Source organism: Phocaeicola dorei (genome assembly GCF_013009555.1).
Taxonomy (GTDB): Bacteria; Bacteroidota; Bacteroidia; order Bacteroidales; family Bacteroidaceae; genus Phocaeicola; species Phocaeicola dorei.
In genome coordinates, this window is record NZ_CP046176.1 from 2,435,440 (window position 1) to 2,462,115 (window position 26,676).

Genomic DNA, 26,676 nt, shown 5'->3' on the forward strand with positions numbered 1-26,676 from the left:
AGTCAGATTACAGGTACAAGCTGGATTTCACCTTTCACATCGTCTGTCCAGGGTTCGATGGTCACACCGCTGCCATCGGCACCGCCGATGACCAGACCGTTATTCCCCAGTACGATGTCGTAGATATTACGGTAAGAGCGTTCCCATTTCGTTCCGGCCGGGAAGGTGAATCGCAGCTGCTTTCCGTCAATGGTGAACACGGCCTGCATATCCTTGCCCGCTGTCGCATCAACCGGAACGACAATGGATGAAAAGGATACGGCCTTGTCTGTCAGAGTGGCGCCGGCGCTGAATTCCACATTGCCTGCCGTCGTTTTTGTCAGGGAACCTGTTGAAATATCCATAGTGGCACGGGTATACAACGGAGTGGCGGAACCGACATTCTTCAGTGTGATTCCGGTAAGGATGCCTTCCTGTCTGTATCCTTCCGTTTTCTTCATGCGGAATACGACCTGTGAAAGGGCATGTTTCATCGTGATGTTCACATTACGGTTCAGGATGCTCGCCTTGGTGTCGCCCTGTCCGTACAGATGGTCCGTCTGGGTGGTGATGTCCACCGGAAGGGCGGAGGGGGTGGTCAGCGTGGCATCATACGGATAATAAGCGAACACCGTCGCCTCGTTCTCATCCAGCAGGATCTCTTCCGAAGTCCATCCGGCAGCTGAATAGGTGAAAGGGGTGTTGGTATAGACGGCATTCTGGTTGTACGGAGTGCCCAAAGTACCGTTGCAGACATAAAGACCCAGCTTGTCACCGGCTTCCCAGGCGGTCTTTTCCGCGCGGGAAACAGCGGGAGCACCGATGTTGGCGTTGATTTTCAAGGAGGCACGGACATCCTTGACGGTTCCTTCTTCATTCTCGGAACAGCTGCATGCCAATACGGCAAGACACGCTGCGAACAAAAACATTTTCTTCATTTTGTAAAATTTTAAATTGATGATAAAAAAACAGTATTAATAAGTAATTATTCCCTGGCCCCATTCCACATTCTGCCAGTCCTCGATGGAAGCGGATGCGGTATGTAGGGACGGGGATACGCGGACGGTGATGTCCACACTGATACCGTCAGCGGTGAAGTCCTTGAACACATCACTCAGGTCAAGATCCGCATCCACGGGCATGTCCCCGTCCAGATGAAGACGGATGACATTGCTCACCCCGCTATTGATGCCGAACACCAGCACTTCCTTCCGGAAGAAATTCTCCTTTTCAGGGGAGACGGTGAAAGGCAGGGTGGCGAAACCGCTTCCCTTTTCCCTTGTACGTACATACCGGCTTGTGGTCACGCCGTCAAGTTCGGCGGTGATTCCGGTATATTCCAGGATTCCCGTATTCGTCACCGTGATGTTGAAGACAATCCGCTGCACCATCAGTTTGCTCTCGCAGGTGACGTGCAGGGTGTCGTCAGTCATGACCGTACCGGTCACGGAAGAGGAATACGCGTATCCCTGCTCCGCCGTGATCTTTCCCTGTTCCGTCGGAACACGCAAGCGGACGGTGGCGGCGGAGCCCGCATCCTCCAGGATGTTGACATCCTTGTTGCAGGCGAGAAACTCGTAACTCCCGATATGCAAGGTCCCATACGCATCACCGCTTCCATTAAAAGGAATGGAAAGATTGTCATATTCCGCCACGCCGTTACCGGTCAGCGGAAAAACCATCAGGTTCATCTCCGCCTGTTCCGGTGTGCCCATATCGGAAGGGTGATGGAACCCGTTACGGGCGTGCAGGTATCCTTTGTAGATACAATCCTCGGTGAACAGGCCGTCACAAGAGGAAAGTGACAGCAGGGACAGGAATATGCCGGGCAGAATTCTTACTATTTTATTCATATTGCGACAGGTTTAAATTATACGTTGTTATCAGCCGGTTGATTTCCGGATCAAGACGACCGCGATAGGCTTTGGAACCGTCCAGTTCCAGTGAGCGCATGAAGGAGGACACGGCTTTGCCGTCGTCTTTCAGACGGCTGTACAGGATGGACAGCAGGTAGCACACATTGGAACTTTCCGGCAGGGATTCCAATATTCCGGCAGCCCGTGCATCATAGCCCAGTGACATCAGGCAGATGGCCGTGTTGTAGTCGTTATAGTCCGACAGTATCACCAGCGCGTCCTTGTACTGCCTGTCCTCCATCAGGTCAAGACCGTGCATGTAGGCCGAGTCAAGGACGGTGGTGTATTTGAATTCCTCTATCATATCCCGGCGGTGCAGGTAGAATGCGAAGTTCACCGCACGTGCCAGAGGATAATAGTTCTCCCTGATATGCTTGTAGGCATCCGGAAAACGTTTCCGGATCCCGGCCTCCCTTGCGTCCGGATCCTTTACGGAGGACATGATATCCAGAACGGCTGACCTGTCATCCATTTCCGTATCCTGTTGTACCTTGCGGACAAGAAGCTGCCAGTCCTCGCCAATCCACCGGGGACGGATCAGGGTGTCGATGCCGGTCCTGTCATCCGTCCTTCCGGACAGGTACTCCTTCAAGGCAACGGCACGCTGCCTGGACAGGATACGGTTCGCGGCCGCGCTGCCTTCCGGGGATGCGGTGGCGGTCATGTCAATACTGTCCATCACCAACTCACCGGTATAGGTCAGCTTGTTGATCGCTTCCAGGACTTTGTCTATTTCGGAACGGTTGTTCCCGTATTCCTCGTCAAACAGGTATCTGCCTGCCGGATAATTGATATAGGCGGTCGTATTGGCCGTGGCCTTGCGGTATATCTTCTCCTTCCTGTACCGGGGCGCATGGTCCAGGAACTGCACCATACTGCTTATATAATAGGTAATGGTATCCGAGGACGGTAAATTGGCGGAACTGCCATTGACGGCAAGTATCCTTCCGTCTACTGTCAGGTCAATACGTTTCGTGTTATCGGTAACATCCATCTCCTGCCGGTAATAATAGCTGAAGGTATTGTTCCTGTTCCTGATGACCGTATCCAGACGGGCGGCCTGGTAAGGGAAACGAACCAGCTCCTCATATTTGCGTGACACCGCGTCACGTTTGCGTTCGTTCTCCGCAATGCGCTTGTAATCGAAGTATCTCTCCGCTATACGCGCCGAATCTTCCGGCGTCACCCTGCGTACCTTCAGAGGGGTGCCTTCCGAGAACATGCGGTAGCGGGACGGAATCAGCGTGGTGTCCAGGTCACGGCGGAGCCAGTAGGCGGGAAGTACGGACAGGATGGTGTTGTGGCCGGCGATGGCCATGCGGTTCCGTTCCATCTTCGCGTTGAAGTGCTGGTAACGGCGGTTCCATCTCTCAGTCCAGTCAATCCATTCCTCGCGGGCGATATAGTCATGCTTCCATGCCTGGTAGAACTCCTCCTCCAGCTCGGCCATGGCACGGCGGTAGCCTTTCATGTCGAACATCTCTTTCAGATAGGCGGAATCCGGGATGATGCTGTTTATGAAGGCCTGGTACTGCGCGTATCCTTTTTTCTGCCGCTTGACGAAGTCGGCGCCGGACAGGAAGATCCTCTCCAGTTCTATGCGTCTGCCACGCTTGTAGGCCACAGGGGTCAGCTGTACCTGCCATTTGTCATCTATCAGCCTGCCCGGAACGGTCACGACAAAATCCAGATTCACTTTCCCGGCACGCTCGGGGATGTTCCTGTTACGCGCGACAATGGTCACCTCGTCCAGCTGCAACACGGTCATCTCTTCACCCGTAACGCTGTCACGTTCGGCCATGGTGACAATATGTTCCACTCCCGAACTGTCCTTCCAGGTGATTTTTTCGGGAACGGAATAGCATGTCGTGTCCGGTGCAGGCCGCTTGCCGGCCTGTGAGAGACCGACCTTGCTGATGCTCCTTTCCATCTTGTGGGACAGGGAACAGGATAAGGACAGCAGTGGAAGTAAAAGGATTACAGGTATGTTTCTTTTTTTCATAGGACCGTACATTTAGAAAAGATATATCATGTTCAACGCCACACGTGAAGGTATCAGATACCATCCGTGTTTTCTGCCCAGGAAGGCGCCGCATTCCCGGCAACGGTATTCGTTGTACCTCGCCCAGACCGCGGCGCCGCCGAGTTCCCATTCTATGTTCCATGTTTTTGACAGGGGGTAGGCCTTGCCGATGGAGAGGCCGATGCCGTAGCCTTCTCCCTCATAGCGTTTCTTGTTCCATATCCTGCCGATCGAATAGCCGCTTGCCAGGGTGTTCATCCCGACAAAAAAATTGGAGTAGGACTCCACGAACCAGTAGCGCACGCCCGGCATGACAGTCAGGTTGCGGAACTGGCGGTTATCCTTAAAGACGAAGGGATTGTACTGGACCGGTAGATGAAGCGACCATCGGCGGTTCAGCGTCATGGACCCCTCCAGGTTGATGTTGCCCGTTGCCAGCCCTATCAGGTTGGTACGTGCGGAATAGAACTGGGCCGGGGATGCCAGGCAGACGCCCAACAATATCCCCAGAAAAAAGAATTTCTTTCTCATCTGTTTTCTCCTTCCTGATTGGACGGCCGGGAATTCAGCACGGTGATGTCCCATGCCGTCAGCGTGTTGAAGTAACGGCCGTCCCATTCACGGGCGGAAATGTCAAATTTGACACTGACCTCCATACCCTCCTCCATGGGAAAACGGTCCATGTTGTCATTCATCACTTGCAGGCAGATCCTCTTCGGATACTGGTCTTGCGTTTCTATCACAAACTCACGGGACTTCCACGGAGTGCCCGATGTCTTTCCGACTCCTTCCTTGACCGGAAAGAGGGTAAGTACTTTTCCTTTTATCTCCATATTTTTTTCGTTTATGTGTTTTTAATCAAGTGAACGGGGATGAACCGCAACCATCCTTTTCACGATCTGCTAAAACCATTCGGCATCCGGATCGACCTCCACGGAAAGCCGGTCCATGATCCATGTGATCAGTCTGTTGACAAAGCCCATGTTCTTATCCTTTTAAAAAAGAGTATTATCCTTCAATTGCCTGCTCAGACTTATATGGCGGCCGTCATCAACTCCGGTCATATAAGCCTTGTGGTTCGTCTTATGCCTGTTCGCCACAGGCTTTCTTCTGACAAGCCTGAACCTGCCCATATAGTCGCCTATCAGTTTTTGGTGACAGATCATGAGGCCGGTTTCCTGCGGCGTCTGCCCGGACTTCTCCAGCTGCATGCGTAAACCGGGTATGCAGCCTTCCAGATAAGACCGGATATAGTCCTTCTTACCTTTGGCGGTTCTCCAGTAACCGCGTCTGCCTTGCGCATACCCGGAATACTTCTCTTCGGACAGACGTCTGAAGGTTTTACGCAGGTAGTCAAAGAGCGCAATGACAGTTGCCGCATTTTCCTCTGTCCCGATTACCACCATATGGGTTGTGCCCGCGTAGAGCAGCATCTTGCAGTAATTGTATTCACATAAGACCCTCATCAGGTCCCGTTTCCAGATATTGCCGGCCGCATCCTTGTAGCTGATTCTGTCAGATTCGCAGGCTGTCAGCCGGTTTTGTGGATTCTCACCGGCAAGATCAAGCAGGGAGAGGTTGTATTCCATAAGCAGGCGGTGTACCGCCGCTGCCGCCGCATGGGCTTCACCTTCAGATCCGATCTGTGTGGCGGATTCTTTGAGCCGGATAAGCTTGCGGATTCTTTCCGTTATCTTTTCTGATACTTCTTTCATATTGTTTGCTGTATTACATCTCATTTCCTGCAGTCATTGCTTTTTTTTTACAGGCTTGCAGGAACTCGTTGAAATCGTTATGCCGGGGATACAGCCGGACGGACTCATTGACCAGTACCGTATCCTTCCCAAGATTCCCCTCCAGTTTCTCCAGGGCGTCCATGCCTGCCTTGTCGTTGTCCAGAAAGGCATGTACCAGCCGGTGCCGGGAAAGGAACTCTCCGGACCTGCCGGCCATGGCCGTGGAGTTCAGGATGCAGAAATTCATTGGCGGCAGTCCGGGATGTTCCCTGGCATACTGGAGATAGCTGAGAAAATCCATGAATCCCTCGAAAACGGCACAACGGTCGCCTCCATTGTCAAGACAGGTGACGGCTTTTACTCCGGCACATCCCTTGAATATCGGATTCCTGAGCTCCATGCCTCCCTTGTCATTGGGGAAAGCTACGGCGAAACAGCGCCTGTCCTTCCTTCCGCTGAAATGGTAGTATGCTTCCTTGCAATATGCCTTTGCAATGTCCGCATCAATTCCACGCCGGCCCATGTATTCCAGAAGCATCCTGTTGGTCAGGGGATTGATATTGTCGACAGTCAGTCTGGGGCTGGTGCCGGCATCCCCGGCGGAAGTCGGAACAGGGAGGGGGTCGGACGGGGCGGACAGGTCGCTTTTTTCAATCCGCCGCATGGCGGAGTGAAAATCGCACCGTTCCAGACGCATGACCAGGTCAGCCACACCTCCCGAGCTGTCCTCACCGAAATCCTTCCATTTGTTCGTGTGCAGGTTCACCATGAAACTGGGAGTCTCCTCATTTCTGAAAGGGGAGCTGTACATGAGATAGCCGTGGTAGGACCTGACCGGTTCATGACCGTATTTTTCCAGTATCTCCCGCAAGGGGATCGCATTGGCTTCCTGTGATTTCATAATCTTTCGTTTTTTTTAAGTTCCTGCCGCACCGGCTTCACAGCGGGACGGCAGGATGGAATGTTCTTTCACATACTAACTAATGTCAAAATATCATGCGGTCCGGACGGACGTCAGCCTGCTCCTGAGAAAACATAGCGGGCTCCTGATGCGCCCGTTGCTGCGCTCGATTTCCTTCAAGGCGGCTTCCAGCACACGGGGGGAGTCCGCGGACAGATGCAGGATCTCATGCTGCTGTGCCGGAGAAATGCCTAGACGCTCAAGGGCGGCACGGAAACCGTCCTGCCTCTTTTCTCCTGAACATTCAGCGTTGTACTTGCGGATATAGTTCTCTATCAGCGGAGTGAGGCAGCCGCCCACACTGTAACGGTAGTCACCGTTACGGATGCTGTCCTTGACGGCGGCTATGGCGTACTCCAGGGGCATGGCCGGATAACGGGCTTTCAGAATGCACGCCCAGCGGATCTGGTCATCCTTCAGGTTCAGGTATTCCAGATCGGATTTTAAAGTCCGGATGGAATTGTCCTCCTCATCCGTCTTTTCCTGAACGGATGTAAAGGAGCTTGAGGATGATATGTTTTCTTTTCTTTCCTTTATATTGTAAGCTTCCGGAATATTCACGGATTCTTCCGGAATAAATCCGGTTTTTTCCGGAAGAATCCCCTCTTTCAAAGGAACGGGCGCTTCTGAAGGTTCCGTGAAGGGAACAGAGGTGACTGCCACAGATCCACAGATCGGAACGGACGCCGCTTCCACAGGAAGCTGTGCCCGGGAAACCGGGAAGGAGGATTTTTCTTCGGAAAGAAGATTTATTTCTTCCGGAATGACTGTCTTGCGCTTGGCCGCGTGACACATGGACACATATCGGATCTGGATGGAGTGCCCTGTCAGAATGCCGTACTGTTTCCAGATTCCGGCATTGAACAGCCCCGTTTCCGTACAATAGTTGATGATCCGGAGAACCTCCTCTTCCCTCATGTTCCAGTATTCCGCACAATCGAACAGCTCGTCCTGTGTGAAACGGATATAACAGCCTTCCACACGGTAGATCTCATTCAGGACATACTGGTATATCGCATAACCGGCACAGCTGTGTTCCTTTCTCAGCTTGCGGATCTTGATGTCACGGAACCGGTCCGTTTCGGCCCTGTAGTACTCAAAGCCTTTTCTGGCAATTCTTCCCATAATTATACGTTTTAAGAATTTTTTTCAGTGTGAAACAAACAGGATTCGAACCTGTATCACCAGCCTGCATACAATGCGGTGACTTGCCTGTTAGTCCATTGTTCCGTTACGATTCTGATAAATATCTCATTAAACTATCCTTATCTCTAAAAAGTCTTTTTCCCCATTGTGGATAATTGTTTCTGGGCACACTTAGCCCATCTGACAGCTTATAAACCATAAGAAAACTATCATCAGTATAGGATATTTCGATAATTATTTTGCTTATACTTGTATGGATAATGTTATCCCCGCTCAGATAGCATACGCTATCTCCTACGTTAAATTCAGTATCTATATTCATACCTATATCGTTTTAAATATTAATCTTTTTCGATGAAAGTGTTAGTAGTAGTTAACACTCCGGCTGAATCCCGATTTTTACCATCACGCACAAAAAAACTATCGCTTAACAGCCTTTCATAATCGATTTTATTCATAAGAATAACACTCGCATTGCCATCTATATACAGTTTGCATTGCATGAATTGAGTTCCTTTTACTTCCTCGATTACGTCTATTTGCATTGTTCTTTTTTTACTCATATCTGTTCCTGTTATTAGTTATTGAGCAAAACTTCTTTTTTACTCTGTTTATAGTCATACCCAGTTATTTCTGTTAAAAATCAAAAATGGCTTTTTGCATCTCTTCATCATTTTTAGGCTCATGAGTATATCTCTCATGGCAATAACAGTAGTTGCTTCCGTAAGCACATGTACAAAACATCTTATTCAGCTCCTCTCCAACTTCCCATCTGGCATTATCGTTAGGTATTCTTCCCTCCTGTAACCATTGCCACTGGGTTTTCATTTTCTCTCGGTATGCAGCATTTTTTATTCTTTTCTCTTTCCGTTTCTTGGCTACATCCCGGTACTCCTTCCTTTTGGCAAAAAGGATGGCTTTGGCAGTGTCCTTATCTTCATGGACCTCACTGTCTTTGAAATAGACAGCTTTGGCAGAGTAAAAGCTGTTAGTCCATTGTTTTGTACCTTTGGCCCCCTCATTGGGGATAAAACCCTTTTTAGCCCATTGCAGGGCCGTTAATATTTCCATATTGCTCCCTTTCTATTATATATTATTTAAGTTCGAAGATTCTGTTGATGGTGTCAGCTAATTTATCATTGATGATTTTCGAGTTCCAACTGTCAAATTCAAGAATAATACCAACTTGTCTGGAACCGCCGGAGTCTGTATAAGACCTGCCCATTGTGATATTTACAGGCAGGTTCTCCTCTTTGGCTACCTCTATAAAAGCGTTTGCCAGTTTTTTTAACATTTCACATCTTATCAACATAGTATTTTCGGATTAGTGATTATGAATTGACAGCCATGAAGAAACCGGCATTATTATACTGTTGCCTGATTTCTGCGGATGTAAGAATATGATACTTGGTATACAACTCAGCATTGAACAAGTCAACCTGAATACAATACTCCACGATTTTCTCCACTTCTTCCGGAGAGAGTGCCCAATAGTCCGCTACTCTGCAAAGCATATTCTTACACCAATACAATGAATGATTTCCTGTACGGAATATCTCATTTTCTATATAATCATAAACCGCATATCCATTACATCCATATACAGTTTTCAGATCACTAACTTTGGTTTCATGCAACTGTGATGTCCTTTTATAACAAGGCAGGAATGGAATAATCTTATTGTCTGAAATAACGGATTTCATAATGTCTTTTATTTAAATTTCGGTAATAAGGATGCAGTTCAGATTCTTATTGAATTCTGAACAAAAGATTGTTGCTGCAAAAAATTATACTCTTGCAGGTATATCGTATCTTTTACGTATTTTTTTTACGTAATTGAAAACAGTCTTTTCACAGACTTTTGGAAAAGAGGGATTATTCTCCTTTAGATATTCATGAATCTGGGTGGAAGAATAATAAGGACAGGTTATCAGCAAATGCTTAACTGACTCCTCATAAGGATCGAGACGGCAGGAATAAGAAGGGCGCGGACGATTGCCATGTTGAAGAAGCTCATCAACATTTAATCGGGAAAGCCGCATGACTCTGCCGGGAGGAAGTTGCAGCTTCTTTGCTATTTGAGAACGGCTCAAGCCAAGAAGTCGAAGTTCGGCAATGTTATGCCAGTCGTGGTAGTCTTCTGTAATCTTTTTTGCATCCATTTTCTACATAAATATAGTTTTCGTAAAGTGAAATATTTAATGTTACGAAAAAGTGATGCGGCAAAGTTACGAGTTACAGCTGAGACTCCTGGAACCGATGCGTGTCGGCAGGTACATCCTTCCGCGCAACTCCCTTGTCACGGGAGAGGGACGCATACAGGGCGAAAGGCTCGGAATCGGAATTGTGCAAGTGGAACACGACGGCACTATCATCCCCGTGGAGCTTGCCGTGTATGACAACGACGGGCAGGAAGGCGTCTTCATTCCCGGCTCGATGGAGGCGAATGCCGTCAAGGAGGTGGCGGCCAATCTGGGACAGAACCTCGGCACGAGCATATCCATCACCAACCAGTCCGCCGGCGACCAGCTGCTGTCCGAACTCGGCAAGGGTGCCATTCAGGGAGTGTCGCAGTACATTTCCCGGAAGATGCGCGAGGAAAAGGTACACCTCAAGTCCGGCTATACCCTGATGCTTTACCAGAATGACAACCGATAACAATAACCCATTAAAAATTCAAGAAGTATGAAAAAGTTTTTTGTAATGCTTGCCCTTATGGCGGGCGTAGTGAGTGCTTACGCACAGAATGCAGCCGATTCGACATCGGCAGTCACCAAGGATGCCGCGCTGGAAGCGGACATTTATCCCGGGCAGGTGGATGGCGACCTCTATCACGGCCTGACCCGGAAGCTCACCTTTGACAGGATGGTTCCCCCGTATGGACTGGAAGTGACATACGACAAGACCACGCACATCATATTCCCATCGGCTGTGCGTTATGTGGATCTTGGTTCGCCTAATCTTGTGGCAGGCAAGGCTGACGGTGCGGAGAATGTCATCCGTGTAAAATCTGTAGTCAGGAATTTCCGTGATGAGACGAACATGTCGGTCATCACCGAAAGCGGCAGTTTCTACACGTTCAATGTCAAGTATTCGGATGAGCCGCTGCTGCTGAACATCGAGATGAAGGATTTCATCCATGACGGCAGCAAGGTGAACCGACCGAACAACGCCCTTGATATCTATCTGAAGGAGCTGGGCAGTGAATCGCCCAAGCTCGTGCAGCTGATAAACCGTAGTATCCACAAGGAGAACAAGCGCCATGTCAAGCACATCGGCAGCAAGGCTTTCGGTATCCAATACCTCCTGCGCGGGATTTACACCCATAACGGGCTGCTTTATTTCCACACGCAGATACGCAACCAATCCAATGTGCCTTTCGAGGTGGATTTCGTGACGTTCAAAATCGTGGACAAAAAAATCATGAAGCGTACAGCCATTCAGGAACAGATAATCTTTCCTCTAAGAGCGCACAATTACGCCACTATGGTGGCCGGAAATAAGGATGAGCGTACCGTGTTCACCTTCGACAAGTTCACCATCCCGGCCGACAAGGTGCTGGTCGTCGAACTGAACGAGAAAAGCGGCGGTCGTCACCAGTCGTTCACCGTGGAGAGCGAGGATATTGTGAGAGCCAGAGTCATCAACGAACTAAAAGTGAAGTAGCCATGCGTAAAGTCATTTGTATGTTAGTAACGGTCGTGTCGCTTGCCCTGTTCTCAGGGCAGGCATACGCCCAACGCTGTCTCCCCGGCATGAAGGGCGTGGAGCTGCGGGGCGGATTTGCGGACGGCTCGAAATCCCCCTTGAACCACTATGCGGGATTCGCGGTATCGGGATATACAAAGAAAGCCAACCGCTGGATCATCGGCGCGGAATATCTGCTGAAGAATTACGAATACCGGAACATATCCGTCCCGCGTGCGCAGTTCACTGCCGAAGGCGGTTACTACCTGAAATTCCTGTCCGACCCGTCCAAGACACTGTTCCTTTCCATCGGCGGATCGGCCCTGGCCGGTTACGAGACCGTGAATTGGGGTGACAGGATGCTGTATGACGGTTCCAGGCTGCTTGCCAAGGACGCTTTTGTCTATGGCGGGGCGATAACATTGGAGCTTGAGACCTATATCACGGACCGTATCGTGCTGCTTGCCAGTATTCGGGAACGTGCCCTGTGGGGTGGCTCGTTATCCGTGCTCACCACACAATTCGGTCTGGGTGTAAGGTTTATGATTGATTAAAAGATTAAGGCTTATGAACATAGAGGAAACAAGAAGGATTCCCATCACGGATTTTCTGGCACGGATGGGGCATGAGCCGACATCCCGGAAAGGAAACGAGTGGTGGTATTCCGCCCCTTACCGGGAGGAACGGACGCCGTCGTTTCGGGTGAACATCCTGAAAAATGTATGGCAGGACTTCGGTATCGGGCGTGGCGGGGACATTTTCAGCCTCGCGGGAGAGTTTACAGGCAGCAGCGATTTCAAGGAGCAGGCCGGATTCATTTCGGAGGTGTTTGGAGGTATTGCGCCAGCGACCGTTTTCCGTCCGAAGGAGAAACGCCCCGAAACCGATCCCGACGAGGAGAGTTGCTTTGTAAAAGTCCGCTTCGGCCCGTTGTATAACAAAGTCCTGCTCAACTACCTGAAAGAGCGCGGCATTTGCAGCGACGTGGCATTGTTCAACTGTGAGGAAGTAAGATATACCTTGCACGGCAAGCGGTATTTCGCCATCGGTTTCAAGAACGTCAGCGGCGGGTACGAACTCCGTACCCGCATGTTCAAGGGCAGTATTTCGCCAAAGGACATCTCGCTGATAGACAACAGCTCGGATACCTGCAATCTTTTCGAGGGTTTCATCGACTATCTCTCGTGGATGATGCTCGGGCTGGGATGCGGTGATGACTACCTCGTGCTGAATTCGGTGGCCCTGCTGGAACGCTCGTATGGTGTTCTTGACAGGTACGAACGGGTCAACTGCTACCTGGACCGGGACGAGGCGGGACGCAGGACGCTGGAAGCTCTCCGCAAACGCTACGGCAACAAGATAGAGGACTGTTCCGCCTTGTACAAGGGATTCAAGGACCTGAACGAATACCTGCAACACAAGGACGGGATTCTGGAATAATAGAAACAACAACCATTAAAACGACAATGAATTATGAAGAAGAAAAATAAATTGAACGCATTTGCCTCTATTTTTTCGGCAATGCTCGTGGCATTGGTGGCAGTGGCCCTGGTGTCCTGTGACAATGAACTGGATGTGCAGCAGGGGTATCCCTTCACGGTGGAGACGATGCCCGTACCTACCCGTATAGTAAAGGGCGAGACCGTGGAAATACGGTGCGGCCTCAAGCGCGAGGGGAGGTTTTCCGATGCCCGGTACACGATCCGTTACTTCCAGCCTGACGGTAAGGGTACGCTCCGCATGGATGACGGGATGGTGTTGCTGCCCAATGACCGCTATCCGCTTGACAGGGAGGTATTCCGGCTGTACTACACTTCCGAATGCGAGGACCAGCAGAGCATTGACATCTATTTCGAGGACAACAGCGAGCCCGCGCAGCTGTTCCAACTGGCGTTCAGTTTCAATAACGAGACGGAAGACGAGGATACAGCCGTGGTTTCCACAGGGAAAGGGGTTCCGGTAACTGTTGTCAGACAATAACCCCGTGCGGCCTATGAGAATAGAAGCGAAACTGTTTGTAATCCTGGCCGTGGTCTTTTTCCCGGGAATGGCTTTACAGGCGGAAAATCCGGTGAAGGAAAAAAACGATAAGTTCAATCTGGCTGTTGAGTGCATCAAACGCCATGAAGGCTGGCATGGGAACCATCTGCCGTATGTGGGATATGGTCACAAATTATTGCAGGGAGAGACATTCACGCCGGGTATGAGCAAGGCGCAGGCGGACTCCTTGTTAAGGGCTGATTTGAGGAAACTGTGTAGGATGTGCAGCCGTTTTGGAAAGGATGCCCTGTTGGTCGCCACATTAAGTTACAATGTCGGTTATTACCGTCTGGTCGGCTATGGAAAAATACCCAAAAGCAGGCTGATTCAAAAGTTGGAAGCCGGTGACAGGGACATTTATGACGAGTATGTCTCTTTCAGGTGCTACAAGGGGAAAGTGATACCGAGTATCGAGCGAAAAAGAAAAGCGGAATACATGCTGCTTTTTGAAAAGTGAAGGAAGAGGCTGTCTCAAAATAAAAAACAGAGATAGACTTACTTATAATTTATAAGTTACAATATGAAAATCTCCTGCTTTTAGTCCTATAATTGAAGTAAACAAGGGCTAAAGCAGGAGATTTTTTATTTCTAAGTTTTAATCTGTAAGATTTTTACTTTTGCAATTCTATTTTGAGACAGCCTCGTTTGTGTCCTTATCTTCCGGTTATCGTTTCTGCCGTCGGATTCTGCCGGTGCATCCTCCAGTTGGCTGTTGCCGCCTCCTTGCTCGTGTTGGCATAGCAGTATTCACAAAGATGGGGGCAAGTGTTGTACTCCCCGATATCCTTGGCGGTCATACAGCCGCAGGCGGCACGCTGGCCCGGGTCTTTCCTGTGGCTGCTGATGAAATACCTGTTGCCGGGTAGCAGAACCGCACCGTAAGGCAGGTCATCCATGTCAGCAAATCCCGAAGACGGCATTTCTTGGATACTTGTTCCCAACGCCGCCATCAGGTTCTTGTCCCTCCATGCCAGACGGGTTATCAGGTCGCCGTCTATGCAGCGGTTACGTGATATCCTATATTTCCCGAGGTCCAGATTCTCGCCGCAGGTGGCCAGTTCCAGGTTCCATCCCTTGTTATGGTTCATCCGGGACAGTTTACCGGCGAACTCCTCCATCGCCACCTTGTCCCATTCCCGGTACGGGATGCCGCTGCCGTCCATATTGGCCTTGACCTTCCTGTAAGAGGATATGTCCGCGAAACTGAAAACCAGTTTCTCCGTGAAGCCGTGTATTTCCGTTCCGATACGTCCGACCTTTTCCAACAGGGTATCTATGGAGATGCTGTCCGTGAGTACCAGCGGGTCGAACCGCCAGATGACCGCCTCCTTTCCCAATGTTTCGGAAAGGGCCTTGAATGTTTCGATACGTTCCTCCAACGGCGGCACGCCGGTTTCCAGTCCGTCCTCCCCGTAGTCGTTCAGCGTGAACTGGATATAGCATCCGATGCCTCTCTCTTTCAGGACGGGCAGGTAGGGAAGCAGCGGTTTCGGGTTCTTCGACCAGAAGACGATGAATCGTGTGTTCCGGTAGGATACATAGCTCTTTTGCCCGTTGAAGGGGTTGTTCCATACGGAATATCCGGTTTCGAGCCGGTGGAAGAACCAGTCCGCATAGAATGCGGGGATGTCGGTGCTCCGGCTTGCGGATATGATTTCCGGTGCCGGGACTTCCATTGTCCGGCCGTCTATATTGATAGTTGTTTTTTTCCAAGCCATACTTATGATTTATATTGTGGGGACAGGCGTCCGCCGGGAACGCCTGCCTGAATTATTATTATATGATTCATATCTCTGCAAAAATAGCATGAATATTTCATTCCGCCTCCGGTTCAACCCACCGGAACGGCTTCCACGGTCTCCACCTCCTTCGGCAGGTGGGACAGCAGAAGTTCCGCCATCGCCCCGTTCTGCGGGATAAGGGCCGGAAAGTCCGTCTTCCCGGGCTTGTATATCTCTGTCGCTACATTGTAGAGGTCCCAGGCGGTAATCCGTTCCTTGGTCATGGCCAACTTCAGCACCTCTTCCGCGAACTGCGATATCTGTCCCTGGTTCAGGGGATAGGTTTCCACGGAGGATGAGAGGTTCCGGTCCGCACTGTCGTGGGAGACACGCAATGCCGTCAGCAGGCCTATGTACATGTATATTTCCTCCAGGGAGACAATCCTGCGTTTCAACCTCTGTATCCGTTCGATGTCCTCGTTCATGTTCACCTCGAAATTCGCCATCCAGCCGTCCACGGTGTCGAACACCTCTTCCATCGACACCTTCTTCTTTCCGTAGTTGCATACGCTCCGCTCGGGGGAAAGGATGCATTGGTTATGGCAGATTTTCACGCAGGGACCTATCGCCGCCTGCACCCCGTCCTGATGGTAGGCGACGACAAGCGTGGTCGTCAGCTCGTCGGTCTCCCAGTCCTTGATACGGATGGTGGTGAAGATGCGGCGGAGTATATGCGCTTCCACCGCCTTCTCCCCGTGGGTCTGTTCCACCTGCGGGAGTATGCTTACGCCGGGCTGTGTCTTGTTCCTGTTCTGCGCGGCGAAGATTTCCTCCACCTCGTAGTCGAGATTGTACTTCCCGCAGATATCCATCATGCGCTGGATGACCTGGTAATGGTAGATGCCCTGGACAGGGTTGTTGTAGATGTCGTTCTCCTTGTAGGTACGCTGAAGCGTCTCGAAGTCCATCACTTCAATTCCGTTCTTCTGGAAGTCAAACTGCTGTTGCTTTTCCAATACTGCCAAATTTGTCATAATCTTGAAATTTATAAAGTTAATACTATATGATTCCTTGTTGTTACCGTTGTTCCGGTCAGGTATGTATCTGCCACCCGTGGAACGGCTGCAATGTTACCGCAAACGACCTGTCCGGTATTCCGTGATAGAGCAGTCCGCCCACGATGCCGGTTCTTCCGTCGGGATAACGTTGCGTGAAGCCGAACGAGTACGGGGCATGGTCATAGTAGAGTGATATTTCACTGGGACAGTCGGGATTTTCCTCCCAGCTCTTCAACCGGTCCAGACATTTTTGGAGTGAGGTGTCGCCGATGGATTCGGCATAGCGCTTTACATTCTCGAGATGTTCTTCATTCAGGATTTTCATGACTTTTATATTTTATCTGTTAAACACGCCCGGCTCCGGGAGCCGGTATTTTTTATTTCTCGCCTGCCTGACTGTCCTGTGCCCGTATCCGGCAAGGTTTGGCGAAAGAAAATACCGCAGCCCCGGCGAGGATGATTTTCTTTCGGCCAACCCCGAAGGGGCCTGACCTTGCAGGGTACACGGGGCATGGGACTACCTTTGCAGGGTGGGAAATAAAATATACACCCATGTCCTTATGAATCATTGGGGGCGGTCTCCGTTTTTATGGCGGGAACAGTCCCGTGTCAGACCATCCCCTCTGTTTACCGGGCAGTATCCCGTATCATTTCCTCCTCGCTTGTCTCTCCTTGCAGGAAGGAGAGCAGGCGCCGGAAAAACAGTTCCGGGCAATCCGTCCCGGTCTGGAAACCCGCCCCGTCCCTGACCGCACAAACGGCAAACCGTCCCAACCCAAGGCTTTGCGATGGAGGTACGATATGAAAAGAGAGATTGCCCGTGGCGTTTATATGCAGTCCACGGCGGTAAGAATAGAATGTATTCGGCTCGCCGTTGTCTGTTTCAAGGGTCACTCTTTTATAGCCTTTTGTTTTCAACAACTTTATCAATTCTGAATTTTTCATATCGGATTGTATGATTATGTTTCTGATTGTATATGATTCTCTTCTGAAAGGCAGACGGTCCTGTGTGCCTGTACCGCATTCCGTATTCTCTCCGACAGCATGGTATAATTCTCCTGTCTGGTTTGTAGCTTGATCCGGAATTTCATCAGCTCTTCATCACTCTCTTCGTCAAAGAAAAGGTTGTTCCGCCTCTGGTATTCGATATACTTCGTTTCCTTCCGCCTCGCGATGCTTATCTGTGCTTTGGCCGCGGCCAGTTTCATCAGACAGGAGTTGAAGTCTGTCCTCAATCCGGTGCGCTTGTCATAATAGCTGTAATAGGTATTGATTTGCCTTTTGGGGTACAGGCACTGCAACCGGGCTTCACGCCAGCGGATTACCCAGCGATGGCGTTCATGCAGATCCCGTGGAAGGTCATACGAATGAAGCCGGACTGGATTGCCGGCTTCATCCTTGTATTCGATGGAAATATATACCCAGCGTTCGATCTGTAATTCCCGCTCGGCCCGTGCCAGCTCTTTGGCGTATCCCCACCAGTCATCTATCCGTTCCTGTGCCATACCGGGATGGATTATGCTTCGGAAAACGGTTCCAGGAACTTCAGGTAAGCGGCAATAGCCTTGTGGCAGCCGGAGAAATCAGGAGTACGGCAGCCGCGTTGCTTGCTATAACGGATACGTCCGGATTTATACAGTCCTTTCACATGGTGGGCCAACGTGCCTTTGGTCCGGATATGGATTTCAAAGCCGTCCCGCTTGGTAATCTCAAGAAAAATATCCGCTGTAATCTCATCCCCGTCCAGGAACTTTTGTTTCCCTTCATCAAGGGTCTGTTGCCATTTTGCTTCCTCCAGCCTGCGCTTCTCGTCCTCTTTCTCCCTCTGTTCCCGCCTCCTTTGTTCCTGCTTTTTCCGGTACGCTTCACGGGCTTGCAGCAAAGGAGCCGTATCGAGTCCGAGTCCTTCAAAGACACGGATGGACAAAAGGGTGATATAGTTCCCGTTTTCCGCGTCCCGAAGCGTATTCGTAATCCAGTTCCTGCAATAACCGGCGGCTTCTTCCCTATGGCCTTCTTTGCCAAGGGTTCTCCGTGAATATTGTCCGCAGGAGAAATACACGTTTTCAATCTTGCAGACCACATGGAAGCAGTCGTCATCTTCGTTCCCGTACTCGTTCTTTGCCGATAGCGAGGTATACACATTTTCAGCATACGCTTCCAGTTCCATATAAGGAGCAATGACGGTGTTCCCGTCAGATTTGTATTTCAATACTTTTGCTTTCATAAGTCATTCATGTTTTGACAGTTTGTACATATTTCATAAGTTTTTTAGTTGGTTTGTACCTGTCCTGCCTGCCATTGTTTATAGGCGGTGATAAACTCCTGCCGTTCCTGCTCCAGCCTTGCTTCCGTTTCGGGAGTGTACCCCAGAAGTTCTATGCACCCTCCGTTGTAACCGGTCAGCCTGCACTGCATCCCTGCCTCCGACAGCTTGTCGATCCGCTTTTGTGCGGTCTTGGCACTGGAATATTGTTTCGGCCAGAAGTAATGCTCGCCTTGCGACCCGTAGGTGTCCTCCCCGAGAACCAGTTTCCCGGAGTGTCTCAGGCTTTCGGAAAAGTCGAACCGTGCCTTGCCCAATGCCTGCCGTATGGCTTTGTGGACAGCTCCTTCGGGATGCCTGAATGCTTCCGGCTGTTGTTCTCCGGTTTGCAGTTTAGGCAGTTCCACCTTGTAGGGTTGCCTGTAACTGCCTATGCCCAATGTCAGGTAGAAATTGGTATGGAAATAATCCGTCATTGCGTCGCTGTCATCGAAATTGTACGACATGACAAAGTCGCAGACATTCATCATCACTTCCCTGGCACGGTCCGTAAGGTCGGGATTCCTTTCAATGTTATAGTGGTTGATGTTGTCCTGCACCTTGCCGGACTCTTTGGTGAACGCCTCAAAGTCCGCGCTCATCAGTTTGATATAGATGGAATGGTAGTTCTCCCGCCTGACGGAGAACTTGTATTTGGGATATGTTTCCTTGAGCCACGCACGGACCAGCTCCACAATTTCGGGGGCGTGTTGCCCCTTGTAGTTTCGGCCTTTCCAACGGTATTCGTTATACACGTACTCGGTGTATTCCTTGGCTGTGGCCCCGGAATAGTCGTATTCATATCCGGTGGAGCTGCCGGACACCCCCGTACAGTCCTTCCACTTCTCAAAAAGTCTTTCAAACTCGATGTTCACCTGCTGCATGACGGCAGTGTCACCACCCTTGTCCGGGTGGTGCTGCAATGCCAGACGGCGGTACTCCTTCTTCAAGTCCGCCAGGCTGTGTATGTTTTGAAAATAAGCCATAACCGTTAGTTTTTATGCCCCCGCGAGGCGTTGGATAAAGTATTCCTGATAGTCGGGGTCAAGACCGAGATTGCTGCAAGCAGCCTCTATATCGTTTTCCCTCAAATCGTCCGCGTCCTGCAATTCGTGCAGGTATTGAAGTTCGGAATTCAGATATTCCTGTGCTTCCACCTTGTTGCAACTGCATGAGTTACAGATTAGATTGATAATGTTTCCTTGCATAATGTTTGCTTTTCAATGTTCATATTCCTGTTCCTGAAGCGTCATTCGTCACATATCAAGACGGCACGTTTCGCCAGTAACCTCCGGTTGTCTTCCGAAAGTTCCATGTAAAATCGTTCCGCCGCACCATAGATGGATTTTTCCGCCTGTGCGTTCCATTTGTCCCAGAAGTGCCGGTACATATCGCCGAACACGACCTTGCATTCCTCTATGCTCCAGACGTTCCACATATAATGGAAGAAGCTGGAGACCGCATTTTCCGCATGGTATTTCATGATTCTTCAATTTCAGGTTCAACATCATCTTCGCTTTCCAATTGCCACCATACGGCATCATACATCCCGTGAAGCCAGTCGATGTTTCTCGTACCGAGTTCAAACGGGCTGTAACACTCCACTTTGTCACCGCTTTCCTTCTCCTCGGCAAGAACGGTCAGGCTGTTTTCCGTTACCCGAAGTCCTGTTACCATACATTCATACGGGTCACCGTTCTTACTGAACCATATCACCCAGACCGGGTCGTATCCATCATCTTCAGAGAACCGTATCTCAGTCATGCAGTGGGCATGGAGTAACTGCCGTATCCCATTGATAATATCCTCGCGCAGCTCCTCGATTCTGCCGCTGAAGTCGATAGATGCCGGAGATTCTTTTCCGTTTCTTCGGATCACGGAAAGGAGCTGCATGTCGGGGTGTATTCCGAAATTCCAGTCCACCTCTTCATCATTGAGTGTAGTGTGGATATTACCACCCAGAACCAGTCCGCAGTCCTCGGACACCATTCTTTTTGCTTCATCGCGGTCGTCAGCCGCTACCGTGTAGGTACCCTCGAAGGCATACCTTACTTTTACATCATACTTGTTCATAATTTCATATTTTGATTATTGATACTCGATTCATTGCTCCGGTGAATCACCGGACATTCAACATCCTGCCAAAGGCAGGCGGATTGAGCCTGTAAAGTTCCGGCAGATTAAGCGTGACCATCGGGTAGCTCACCCAACCGCTCCGGCGTCTGTAACCGGTATCTTCCGCCAGGTGGTTTGACAGGAGGAACTCCATGGCGTCAGGATTGTTGTTGATGTCTATGAACGCCCTGTCCGGCAATGCGAATGCATGGTCATTCTCCAGATTGACCGTCAGGACCGTGTATAGCTCGTCTGTCTCCGGTTCTTTCAGGCATAATGCCAACCAGCCGTTGTAGTACATTTCCGGCACAACTGACAAATGAAGGTCCTGATACAGGAAAGTCCTGCCGGAAAACGGACGGTTGCATTTCACGATTTCAAAATCATCCTCTCCGGCAGTGAATGCCCTCATCGGGCAGGACACGTCGACGAAACATTCCCCATTCTTATGACAGAGATATTCTTTTCCTCCATGGAGGATAATGGCAAATTCTGTATTCATATTCTTAAATATTTAGATGTTGTTAATCAAGCGGTTTGATTGGCGACCAAACCGACTGCATTTCCGAAGAAGGAGTCGTCCACGCCATATACATGCTGTACGGAGCAGTCATACTTGGAGCGTTCATCGTCCAGGCGGAAACGGAAACCGTTGCAGCCTTTGACCTCCAGTTTCAATCTCACATCCAGTTTCAGTTCCATTTCAAGAAGGCTTCCGCCACCATACATGGAACTGAACAGCCCGCAACAGTTCCCTTTGGGAATAATGACCTCTTTCAGGGAGAAGTTGGCATCGTACAGCTCTTTCAGGCTTACCCTGCTGATGTAGGTCAGCAGGTTCGCCCCGCAGCAGGAGTTGACAAGTTCCTCGTAGAATTGTTCGTAGGATACCTGTTCCTTGCCATCCCTGGATTTCCGGTTCGGGAAACGCCCGTAAACCTTGTAGCCGTGTCCCGTCAGCTGTTTCTTCACTTTCGACGGATTGAGGTTCAGGCTGTCTACCATGTCCCCGAAGTAAGATTCATCGTAACGGTAGCCGCCTTGCGACTCGAACCAGTTGGAATTGATGCAGTCGTAGTCGGAAAGCACCTCCACACGGATGGGGATGTCGTCCGTGTTCTTTATCAGCTCTTTCAGTACATCCGAGTCATTCCGGCGATAAATCTCGTCCCGGATTTCCTCGTCGTGTTCCTCAAAGAAGTCATCTACCTCTTCCTCGTCAAAGCCATAGGATTCGGTACATTCATCCTTCAATTCTATGATTATGTCACGGACGGACTCCCATTCCGCGTCACTGTACCATTCATCCGTGTTTTCCCATAGGCACTCGCAATTCCGCTTATCCAGACATTGCCGGATGATGTCAAGGTGGTTGTCGAGGTTGTCGTTATAATCCGTCCATACCAGCGTGTAGGACTGCTCCATGAGGGATTTAACGAAATCCAATGTAAGCGTTTTCTGTTCTTCCATCTGTCTTTACCTGTGTACGGCAGGGTTCTTTTTCCCGTACATACCGTTATAAGTGACGGAAGCGGCTTTCCGGCCGCCTCCTTGTGATTTCCTATCCATACAGCTCTTTCACTATCCTGTCGTATTTGTCCTTTTCCATCTCCGTCTTCCGGTTGAAATGGAAATGCGCCGTGTACCTGTAGCCCGTCCTCGGTTCTCCACCGCACTGCCGTATTGCCGTGTCGATGTCCCAGTCGATTTCACCGATGCCGAGCGATATGCCTGTGTCCCGTAACAGGCACCGGGCAAGCCGTAATGCGGAGTCCATCTTGTTTTCCCTGCGCAGCCTGTCGAAAGCCATCATGGCGATTTCCTTGTTTTCTATCGTTATTCTATCCATATTCCTCGTCAGTTGAATGTTAAACTGTCCTTTTCTCTGTCGCGGCTTGCCAGCATACCGAAATGGATGCTGAATATGCGCTGTCTGAAGCAGACGGGCGAATTGTACTCCATGCGCTGCCACAGCGTGAAATGGTTGTCCGAGTAGGACCAGCGGAAATGTCCCGACAGGGAGCCGAAAGCGGGATTGACGTTCCTTCCGATAAGCCTCCTGTTCACATCCATGATGTTGTTCGAGGTCAGGATGATGTTCAGGATCTCCACGAAGGCCATCTGCGTGAAGCAGTCCGTCGGGAATACCGGTCCGAGAAAATTGATGTTCATAAGCGTGTAATTTTTAATCGTAATTGTCATCGAATACCTCGAAACGGGGAATGCCCGTGTCGAAGCGGTTGCCTGATATGCCCGGAAAATAGAGCAGGCTGTCATCCCCGCTGTCCGGGCAGGGTTCATCGTCTATATAGGCTGTACTCCCGAAAAGTTCCAGGTAGTGCGCTACCAGCAGGTGGGGATCTTCCGTACCGATGTCGTGCCCGCAACGGGCGCACCAGTCGAAAAAACAGCCCTTGTCGGGCTCCTCCAGCTGTTCCATCGCCTCCCTTATCTCGAAAAAGTTGGGACAGAGCCATTTCCGGTTGATAAGCGTATCCGGGATTTCCTCCCATCTCGTGTACCTGTATTCCGGTGCCTCCTCTTCGGGGAAGAGGTCGGAGCAGGTGCAAAGGAATTCCCCCATGTCGCCGAAATCGGACATTTGCAGCAGGTTGTCCCTTTCCTGCCGGATGTCCATGAGATGCTGCGTGGTCACTGCCACTTCTGCCTGATTCAGGTCCATAATCTTTCTGTTATAGTTAATGATGCGGAACCGGGGATTTCATTCCACAGGCTCTCAAAGGTCCGCGCCCCGGCTGTGCAGGGTTTTCCGGGGAAATACCGGAGCCTCCGGCGAGGATGATTTCTCCGGAAACCGCTTGCGGCGTGACCTTGCACTGCCGATAAGGGTGCGGGCTACCTTTGCCTGTGGAATGGAATCTGCGGTTACTCATGTTTTTTCACTTTTAGCTTGTTATACGCTGGCTTCCCCAGCTGATGTGTATCTTGCCCTCCATGTCACGTTCCCTGACCAGCAGGCTCTCGATGACGGACATAGTGACGTCGAATTCCTCAAAGATTTCCGACTGCTCCTTCACCTCGCCGCTCTTGATGAACTCGTTCAGCCGTTCCTTGGTAAGTACCAGCGCCATCAGGTTCTGCTCCACGGAATCCTTGTAGGTGACGTAATGCACGTCCTTCAGATCCTTGGAGTCGAGGCGTATGAAACGGAAGTAGAACTGTTCCATCTTCGGGATGTTCCATTGGAGCGATTCCAGTATCACGTCGTTGCAGGTGGGGATGTTCACCGAACTGCTCAGGCTCTGCTGCGTGCAGACCAGTATGCCGTTTACGGTGGAGTCGAATTCGGTCACGATGCCCTGCCGTTTCTTGAACGCCACGTCGCCCTTGACCACGAACAGCGGACGTTCCGGAAAGCGTTCGCGAAGGTGGCTCTCGTACAGGTCGAATGAAGCGATGGAGGTACAGCCCACAGCCACCTTGCCGGGAATCCTCCGTATCAGCCTCTCGATGTATCTTGTCTTGTTCGGGATACCGTCTCCCCGGTAGCCCTCTATCAGGTGCGGTACGGAGCAGGCCTTTATAAGCAGCTTGATCTGCCGCATGAGTCTTAGTCCGGCATCCTTCCTCGTGTCTCCCGTACTGTTGTAATACAGTTCGCAGATACGGCAGAACTCCTCGATGATGACACGGTAAACCTCGTGCTCGCCTTCGGACGGACTGACGGTGTGGGTGCGTATCCTGTACTTCTCTCCGGCAAAGTCCCTGAACTTGCGGGTGATGATGGTCTTGCCGATAAGTTCAGCCAGTTCCTCCTTGTTGTACACGTCCTGGTTCTGCTTCTCGATGCCGAACACGGTGGATTTTCCGGGACAGTGGCAGGCACGGAAAAGCACATGTCCCCTGAAGGCGGGGAACGGCTCGCCGTAGTGCGGATTCCGGTCTTCCTCTATCTCCTTGTCCTTGTTCTCGTGATATATCCGGTCACACCAGCAAATCATATTGACGGAGTTGTTGTAAAGCAACTCGAACTGGCTGTAAAGCTCCGCGATATTGTTACGCGTGGTCGTGCCCGTGTCGAGTATCTTGTATTTGAGACGGCGGAAGAGGCTGAGTATATGCCTTGTCCGCTGTGAGGACGGGTTGGTAATCTCATCGGATTCGTCGAAAACCAGGCAGATTTTCCCGGACGTGCGTCTGACAAATCCGGCCATCCCGCGTTTCAGTTTGGAGAGCATGGAGGTGGAAAGGATGAGAAACACGCCATCCGGTACCGTTTCAAGGTCGGCATTGCTCCGTACTACACGGAACTTTTCCCAGTTCATGGCCAGGAAGGGTATCCATGTCATGTTGGTGGCGATGGCCGGAGCCAGTATCACCACATTGCGTACCTTACGGAATTTGAGCAGGTATTTGGCGCGGTGGTAGACTGCCGCCGTCTTGCCGGAGCCTTGCTGCCAGTTCAGCAGCGCATGGCGTTTCTGTAAGACAAGGTTCAGGTCGTGCTTCTGGAGCGGGGTGAACTCGCAAGTGTCTCCGTCCTTGTTGATGAAGGTCGTGCGGTCGAGGTATTCGGCCAGGTGCGGGTCGGGCTTCATGTCGGCAAACGGCCGGTTCTGGATTTCGTATTGCCTGCGCTTCTTGCGTATCAGCTTTTCTGCCGCACGTATCTGCCGCATATTCTCCTCTGTCGGAAATTCCGGCATGGGCAGTACGGAACGTTCCAGGACAAGGTCGTTGATGCCTGCCGCCTTGTGCGGTACCTTATCCAACAGCCGTGGGGCGTATTGTTTCAGTTTGAACCCGTAGGAGGTTTTCACCAGGGCGACCTCCTTGCGCGGTACTACATTCTGCATGGTGATATACCTGCGGATGATACCGAGCACCTTACCCGTGGTCAGCTGCTTCTTCTCCCATTGCTTTATCTGCTCTTGTGTGGCACTTTCAGGCGGCTTCTGGTTGCGGAATTTCGTGACCAACGCTTCCGCCTTGTCAATGTGCCTGTTCAGCTTGGTGTGGGCTTTCAACTCGTACATGTACTTGGCGAGCTTGTACTCGAACACTTCCAGTTCCTCCTTGTCGATCCGGTTGGTCTCGCGCATCAGGTCGAGGCGCAGCCTGTGCTTCATCTGCCTTGCCTCATGGATGCGATCTTTCAACTCAGTCATGGAGATGAACTCCTCCGCGTTGTAGGCCTGCATTTCGATATGCAGCGACTTGCGCAGGAATACCATGATTTTCGTATGGAAGTTGTGTACCCCGACAGAGGAGAAGGCAGCCGGGTTCAGTCTTGTCTGGCCGATAAAGGAAAAGTTGTCGTTGACATTCGCGACCCGGGTCTTTTCCCAGAACTCGCTTTGCATGAACGAGCAGGGTACAATGACCATCAGGATGCCTGCCGGGTTAAGCACGTCGTAGGCTTTGTCCAGATAATATTCCTGTGATAATTTGTAGTCGAACTTGAGATTGAAAGGAGGGTTGCCGATGATGATGTCGAAGCGTTGCTCCGGATCGTATTGGCGGATGTCGCATTTCTCGATATGGGCGTCCGGATAGAGATACTTTGCGACGGCCACCGCCTTGCCGTCGATGTCAAAGCCGTAGACGTTGTGCCGGTTCGGCAGGTGGTTGAAGAAATTGCCCATGCCGCAGCACATGTCGAGTATCATCTCGGAAGAGGTCGGGGACAACATATCCGCCATATCCCTGCACACTTCATGCGGGGTGAAGAACTGTCCCATCTCGAACTCCTTCTTCGCCTCCGCATACTCGTTGTAGTTGGCAAAGTCGGACTGCCGCAGGTTGTGCAACCCGCCGATGCCGGTATAACAGTTGTAGATGCTTTCCGCCGGTATAAGGTCCTTGCCGGAGTCTATGGAGAAAAGTATCTTTTCGTTGACCTCGGCCCGCCTGTCATGCGGTATCTGTTGGGGTATGATGGCATACATGGTTTTATCTGTTGTTTACGGTTGGAAATGAAAACACCCCGCAAGGATGCCTTACGGGGTGTTGTGAAATTCTTCTCATG

At 50.7% G+C, this 26,676-nt stretch carries 34 protein-coding genes, 1 tRNA gene and 2 pseudogenes; 6 read left to right on the plus strand and 31 right to left on the minus strand.

All coding sequences use genetic code 11. The annotated features are described in order from the left end of the window. Positions 1-2: 2 nt before the first annotated feature. The 15 genes from GKD17_RS10105 to GKD17_RS10170 all read right to left on the minus strand — a co-directional run bounded on the left by GKD17_RS10105 (position 3) and on the right by GKD17_RS10170 (position 9,923). Positions 3-917, minus strand: a complete 915-nt coding sequence (locus GKD17_RS10105; protein ID WP_038608662.1) for a fimbrillin family protein — start codon at positions 915-917, stop codon at positions 3-5. A 36-nt stretch (positions 918-953) separates the two neighbouring features. Next, a complete protein-coding gene (locus tag GKD17_RS10110; protein WP_008781681.1) occupies positions 954-1,832 on the minus strand; it encodes a hypothetical protein in 879 nt (292 codons plus the stop codon). Next, positions 1,825-3,897: a hypothetical protein gene (locus tag GKD17_RS10115; protein WP_008669872.1), complete on the minus strand. Its 2,073-nt coding sequence runs from the start codon at positions 3,895-3,897 to the stop codon at positions 1,825-1,827. Before GKD17_RS10115 ends, GKD17_RS10110 begins: the two co-directional genes overlap by 8 nt. A 12-nt stretch (positions 3,898-3,909) precedes the next feature. Beyond that, positions 3,910-4,449: a DUF3575 domain-containing protein gene (locus GKD17_RS10120; protein ID WP_007835993.1), complete on the minus strand. Its 540-nt coding sequence runs from the start codon at positions 4,447-4,449 to the stop codon at positions 3,910-3,912. Next, complete coding sequence (locus GKD17_RS10125) at positions 4,446-4,751, minus strand: DUF3127 domain-containing protein (RefSeq protein ID WP_007839659.1); 306 nt, start codon at positions 4,749-4,751, stop codon at positions 4,446-4,448. The genes GKD17_RS10120 and GKD17_RS10125 overlap by 4 nt, the downstream gene beginning before the upstream one ends. 162 nt (positions 4,752-4,913) lie before the next feature. After that, entirely contained in the window at positions 4,914-5,633 is a 720-nt protein-coding gene (locus tag GKD17_RS10130) for a DUF2786 domain-containing protein (protein ID WP_007845664.1), read from the minus strand. Positions 5,634-5,646: 13 nt separating this feature from the next. Beyond that, a complete protein-coding gene (locus tag GKD17_RS10135; protein ID WP_007835988.1) occupies positions 5,647-6,555 on the minus strand; it encodes a toprim domain-containing protein in 909 nt (302 codons plus the stop codon). Positions 6,556-6,648: 93 nt separating this feature from the next. Continuing rightward, positions 6,649-7,740, minus strand: a complete 1,092-nt coding sequence (locus tag GKD17_RS10140; RefSeq protein WP_007835987.1) for a DUF4373 domain-containing protein — start codon at positions 7,738-7,740, stop codon at positions 6,649-6,651. A gap of 30 nt (positions 7,741-7,770) precedes the next feature. Further along, positions 7,771-7,845 (minus strand) — tRNA-Thr (locus GKD17_RS10145). Position 7,846: 1 nt separating this feature from the next. Next, positions 7,847-8,083, minus strand: coding sequence for a hypothetical protein (locus tag GKD17_RS23575; RefSeq protein WP_007835985.1), 237 nt, complete (start codon positions 8,081-8,083; stop codon positions 7,847-7,849). A 19-nt stretch (positions 8,084-8,102) separates the two neighbouring features. Further along, positions 8,103-8,324 carry a hypothetical protein gene (locus GKD17_RS10150; RefSeq protein WP_007839261.1) on the minus strand — a complete coding sequence of 74 codons (222 nt, stop codon included), beginning with the start codon at positions 8,322-8,324 and terminating at the stop codon, positions 8,103-8,105. Positions 8,325-8,397: 73 nt separating this feature from the next. Next, the gene (locus tag GKD17_RS10155) at positions 8,398-8,832 is read right to left on the minus strand and encodes a hypothetical protein (protein ID WP_007839263.1); all 435 of its coding nucleotides are present in this window, start codon (positions 8,830-8,832) and stop codon (positions 8,398-8,400) included. A gap of 22 nt (positions 8,833-8,854) precedes the next feature. After that, the gene (locus GKD17_RS10160; protein ID WP_005811483.1) at positions 8,855-9,073 is read right to left on the minus strand and encodes a hypothetical protein; all 219 of its coding nucleotides are present in this window, start codon (positions 9,071-9,073) and stop codon (positions 8,855-8,857) included. A gap of 19 nt (positions 9,074-9,092) precedes the next feature. Then, a complete protein-coding gene (locus tag GKD17_RS10165; RefSeq protein ID WP_007839240.1) occupies positions 9,093-9,464 on the minus strand; it encodes a DUF4373 domain-containing protein in 372 nt (123 codons plus the stop codon). Positions 9,465-9,548: 84 nt separating this feature from the next. Next, positions 9,549-9,923: a hypothetical protein gene (locus tag GKD17_RS10170; RefSeq protein WP_007839242.1), complete on the minus strand. Its 375-nt coding sequence runs from the start codon at positions 9,921-9,923 to the stop codon at positions 9,549-9,551. Positions 9,924-9,996: 73 nt separating this feature from the next. Here GKD17_RS10170 and traM point away from each other — a divergent pair. From traM to GKD17_RS10200, 6 genes and pseudogenes are all read left to right on the plus strand, one after another. Beyond that, a pseudogene (gene traM / locus GKD17_RS10175) lies at positions 9,997-10,419 on the plus strand (conjugative transposon protein TraM); the annotation flags it as partial. A gap of 27 nt (positions 10,420-10,446) precedes the next feature. Beyond that, positions 10,447-11,427, plus strand: a complete 981-nt coding sequence (gene traN, locus GKD17_RS10180; protein WP_007835974.1) for a conjugative transposon protein TraN — start codon at positions 10,447-10,449, stop codon at positions 11,425-11,427. A gap of 2 nt (positions 11,428-11,429) precedes the next feature. Continuing rightward, positions 11,430-12,002, plus strand: a complete 573-nt coding sequence (locus GKD17_RS10185) for a conjugal transfer protein TraO (RefSeq protein ID WP_032936283.1) — start codon at positions 11,430-11,432, stop codon at positions 12,000-12,002. 13 nt (positions 12,003-12,015) lie between these two features. Continuing rightward, positions 12,016-12,888: a toprim domain-containing protein gene (locus GKD17_RS10190; protein WP_007835971.1), complete on the plus strand. Its 873-nt coding sequence runs from the start codon at positions 12,016-12,018 to the stop codon at positions 12,886-12,888. An 81-nt stretch (positions 12,889-12,969) separates the two neighbouring features. Beyond that, the gene (locus GKD17_RS10195; RefSeq protein ID WP_235778241.1) at positions 12,970-13,428 is read left to right on the plus strand and encodes a DUF3872 domain-containing protein; all 459 of its coding nucleotides are present in this window, start codon (positions 12,970-12,972) and stop codon (positions 13,426-13,428) included. Between the two features lie 13 nt (positions 13,429-13,441). Next, positions 13,442-13,945 (plus strand): glycoside hydrolase family protein, encoded by a 504-nt coding sequence (locus tag GKD17_RS10200; protein WP_007835967.1) that lies wholly within the window; start codon positions 13,442-13,444, stop codon positions 13,943-13,945. 196 nt (positions 13,946-14,141) lie between these two features. On the opposite strand, the gene GKD17_RS10205 is transcribed toward GKD17_RS10200, so the two are convergent. The 16 genes and pseudogenes from GKD17_RS10205 to GKD17_RS10280 all read right to left on the minus strand — a co-directional run bounded on the left by GKD17_RS10205 (position 14,142) and on the right by GKD17_RS10280 (position 26,596). Beyond that, positions 14,142-15,206: a DUF1848 domain-containing protein gene (locus GKD17_RS10205; protein ID WP_007835958.1), complete on the minus strand. Its 1,065-nt coding sequence runs from the start codon at positions 15,204-15,206 to the stop codon at positions 14,142-14,144. A gap of 113 nt (positions 15,207-15,319) precedes the next feature. Continuing rightward, positions 15,320-16,243 carry a hypothetical protein gene (locus tag GKD17_RS10210; protein ID WP_007835957.1) on the minus strand — a complete coding sequence of 308 codons (924 nt, stop codon included), beginning with the start codon at positions 16,241-16,243 and terminating at the stop codon, positions 15,320-15,322. Between the two features lie 58 nt (positions 16,244-16,301). After that, positions 16,302-16,592 (minus strand): DUF4120 family protein, encoded by a 291-nt coding sequence (locus tag GKD17_RS10215; protein ID WP_007835956.1) that lies wholly within the window; start codon positions 16,590-16,592, stop codon positions 16,302-16,304. Between the two features lie 302 nt (positions 16,593-16,894). Next, the gene (locus tag GKD17_RS10220) at positions 16,895-17,212 is read right to left on the minus strand and encodes a hypothetical protein (RefSeq protein ID WP_007835954.1); all 318 of its coding nucleotides are present in this window, start codon (positions 17,210-17,212) and stop codon (positions 16,895-16,897) included. Between the two features lie 14 nt (positions 17,213-17,226). Next, the gene (locus GKD17_RS10225; RefSeq protein ID WP_007835953.1) at positions 17,227-17,772 is read right to left on the minus strand and encodes a hypothetical protein; all 546 of its coding nucleotides are present in this window, start codon (positions 17,770-17,772) and stop codon (positions 17,227-17,229) included. 11 nt (positions 17,773-17,783) lie between these two features. Beyond that, positions 17,784-18,494, minus strand: coding sequence for a hypothetical protein (locus GKD17_RS10230; protein WP_007835952.1), 711 nt, complete (start codon positions 18,492-18,494; stop codon positions 17,784-17,786). 44 nt (positions 18,495-18,538) lie between these two features. Then, positions 18,539-19,558, minus strand: a complete 1,020-nt coding sequence (locus GKD17_RS10235; protein ID WP_007835950.1) for an LPD29 domain-containing protein — start codon at positions 19,556-19,558, stop codon at positions 18,539-18,541. A 12-nt stretch (positions 19,559-19,570) separates the two neighbouring features. Then, positions 19,571-19,780: a hypothetical protein gene (locus tag GKD17_RS10240; protein ID WP_007835945.1), complete on the minus strand. Its 210-nt coding sequence runs from the start codon at positions 19,778-19,780 to the stop codon at positions 19,571-19,573. A gap of 47 nt (positions 19,781-19,827) precedes the next feature. Then, positions 19,828-20,055: pseudogene (locus tag GKD17_RS10245) on the minus strand (hypothetical protein); the annotation flags it as partial. Then, complete coding sequence (locus GKD17_RS10250; RefSeq protein WP_007835937.1) at positions 20,052-20,645, minus strand: hypothetical protein; 594 nt, start codon at positions 20,643-20,645, stop codon at positions 20,052-20,054. The gene GKD17_RS10250 and the pseudogene GKD17_RS10245, both read right to left, overlap by 4 nt. Positions 20,646-20,691: 46 nt before the next feature. After that, positions 20,692-21,189, minus strand: coding sequence for a DUF4313 domain-containing protein (locus GKD17_RS10255; RefSeq protein WP_007835936.1), 498 nt, complete (start codon positions 21,187-21,189; stop codon positions 20,692-20,694). Between the two features lie 26 nt (positions 21,190-21,215). After that, complete coding sequence (locus tag GKD17_RS10260) at positions 21,216-22,157, minus strand: hypothetical protein (RefSeq protein WP_007835935.1); 942 nt, start codon at positions 22,155-22,157, stop codon at positions 21,216-21,218. A 91-nt stretch (positions 22,158-22,248) separates the two neighbouring features. Further along, positions 22,249-22,536, minus strand: coding sequence for a hypothetical protein (locus tag GKD17_RS10265; RefSeq protein WP_032936271.1), 288 nt, complete (start codon positions 22,534-22,536; stop codon positions 22,249-22,251). Positions 22,537-22,544: 8 nt separating this feature from the next. Then, positions 22,545-22,859: a hypothetical protein gene (locus tag GKD17_RS10270; protein WP_007835933.1), complete on the minus strand. Its 315-nt coding sequence runs from the start codon at positions 22,857-22,859 to the stop codon at positions 22,545-22,547. 13 nt (positions 22,860-22,872) lie between these two features. Further along, positions 22,873-23,370: a hypothetical protein gene (locus tag GKD17_RS10275; protein ID WP_007835932.1), complete on the minus strand. Its 498-nt coding sequence runs from the start codon at positions 23,368-23,370 to the stop codon at positions 22,873-22,875. 223 nt (positions 23,371-23,593) lie between these two features. After that, positions 23,594-26,596: an N-6 DNA methylase gene (locus tag GKD17_RS10280; protein ID WP_007835925.1), complete on the minus strand. Its 3,003-nt coding sequence runs from the start codon at positions 26,594-26,596 to the stop codon at positions 23,594-23,596. Between the last annotated feature and the right edge of the window lie 80 nt (positions 26,597-26,676).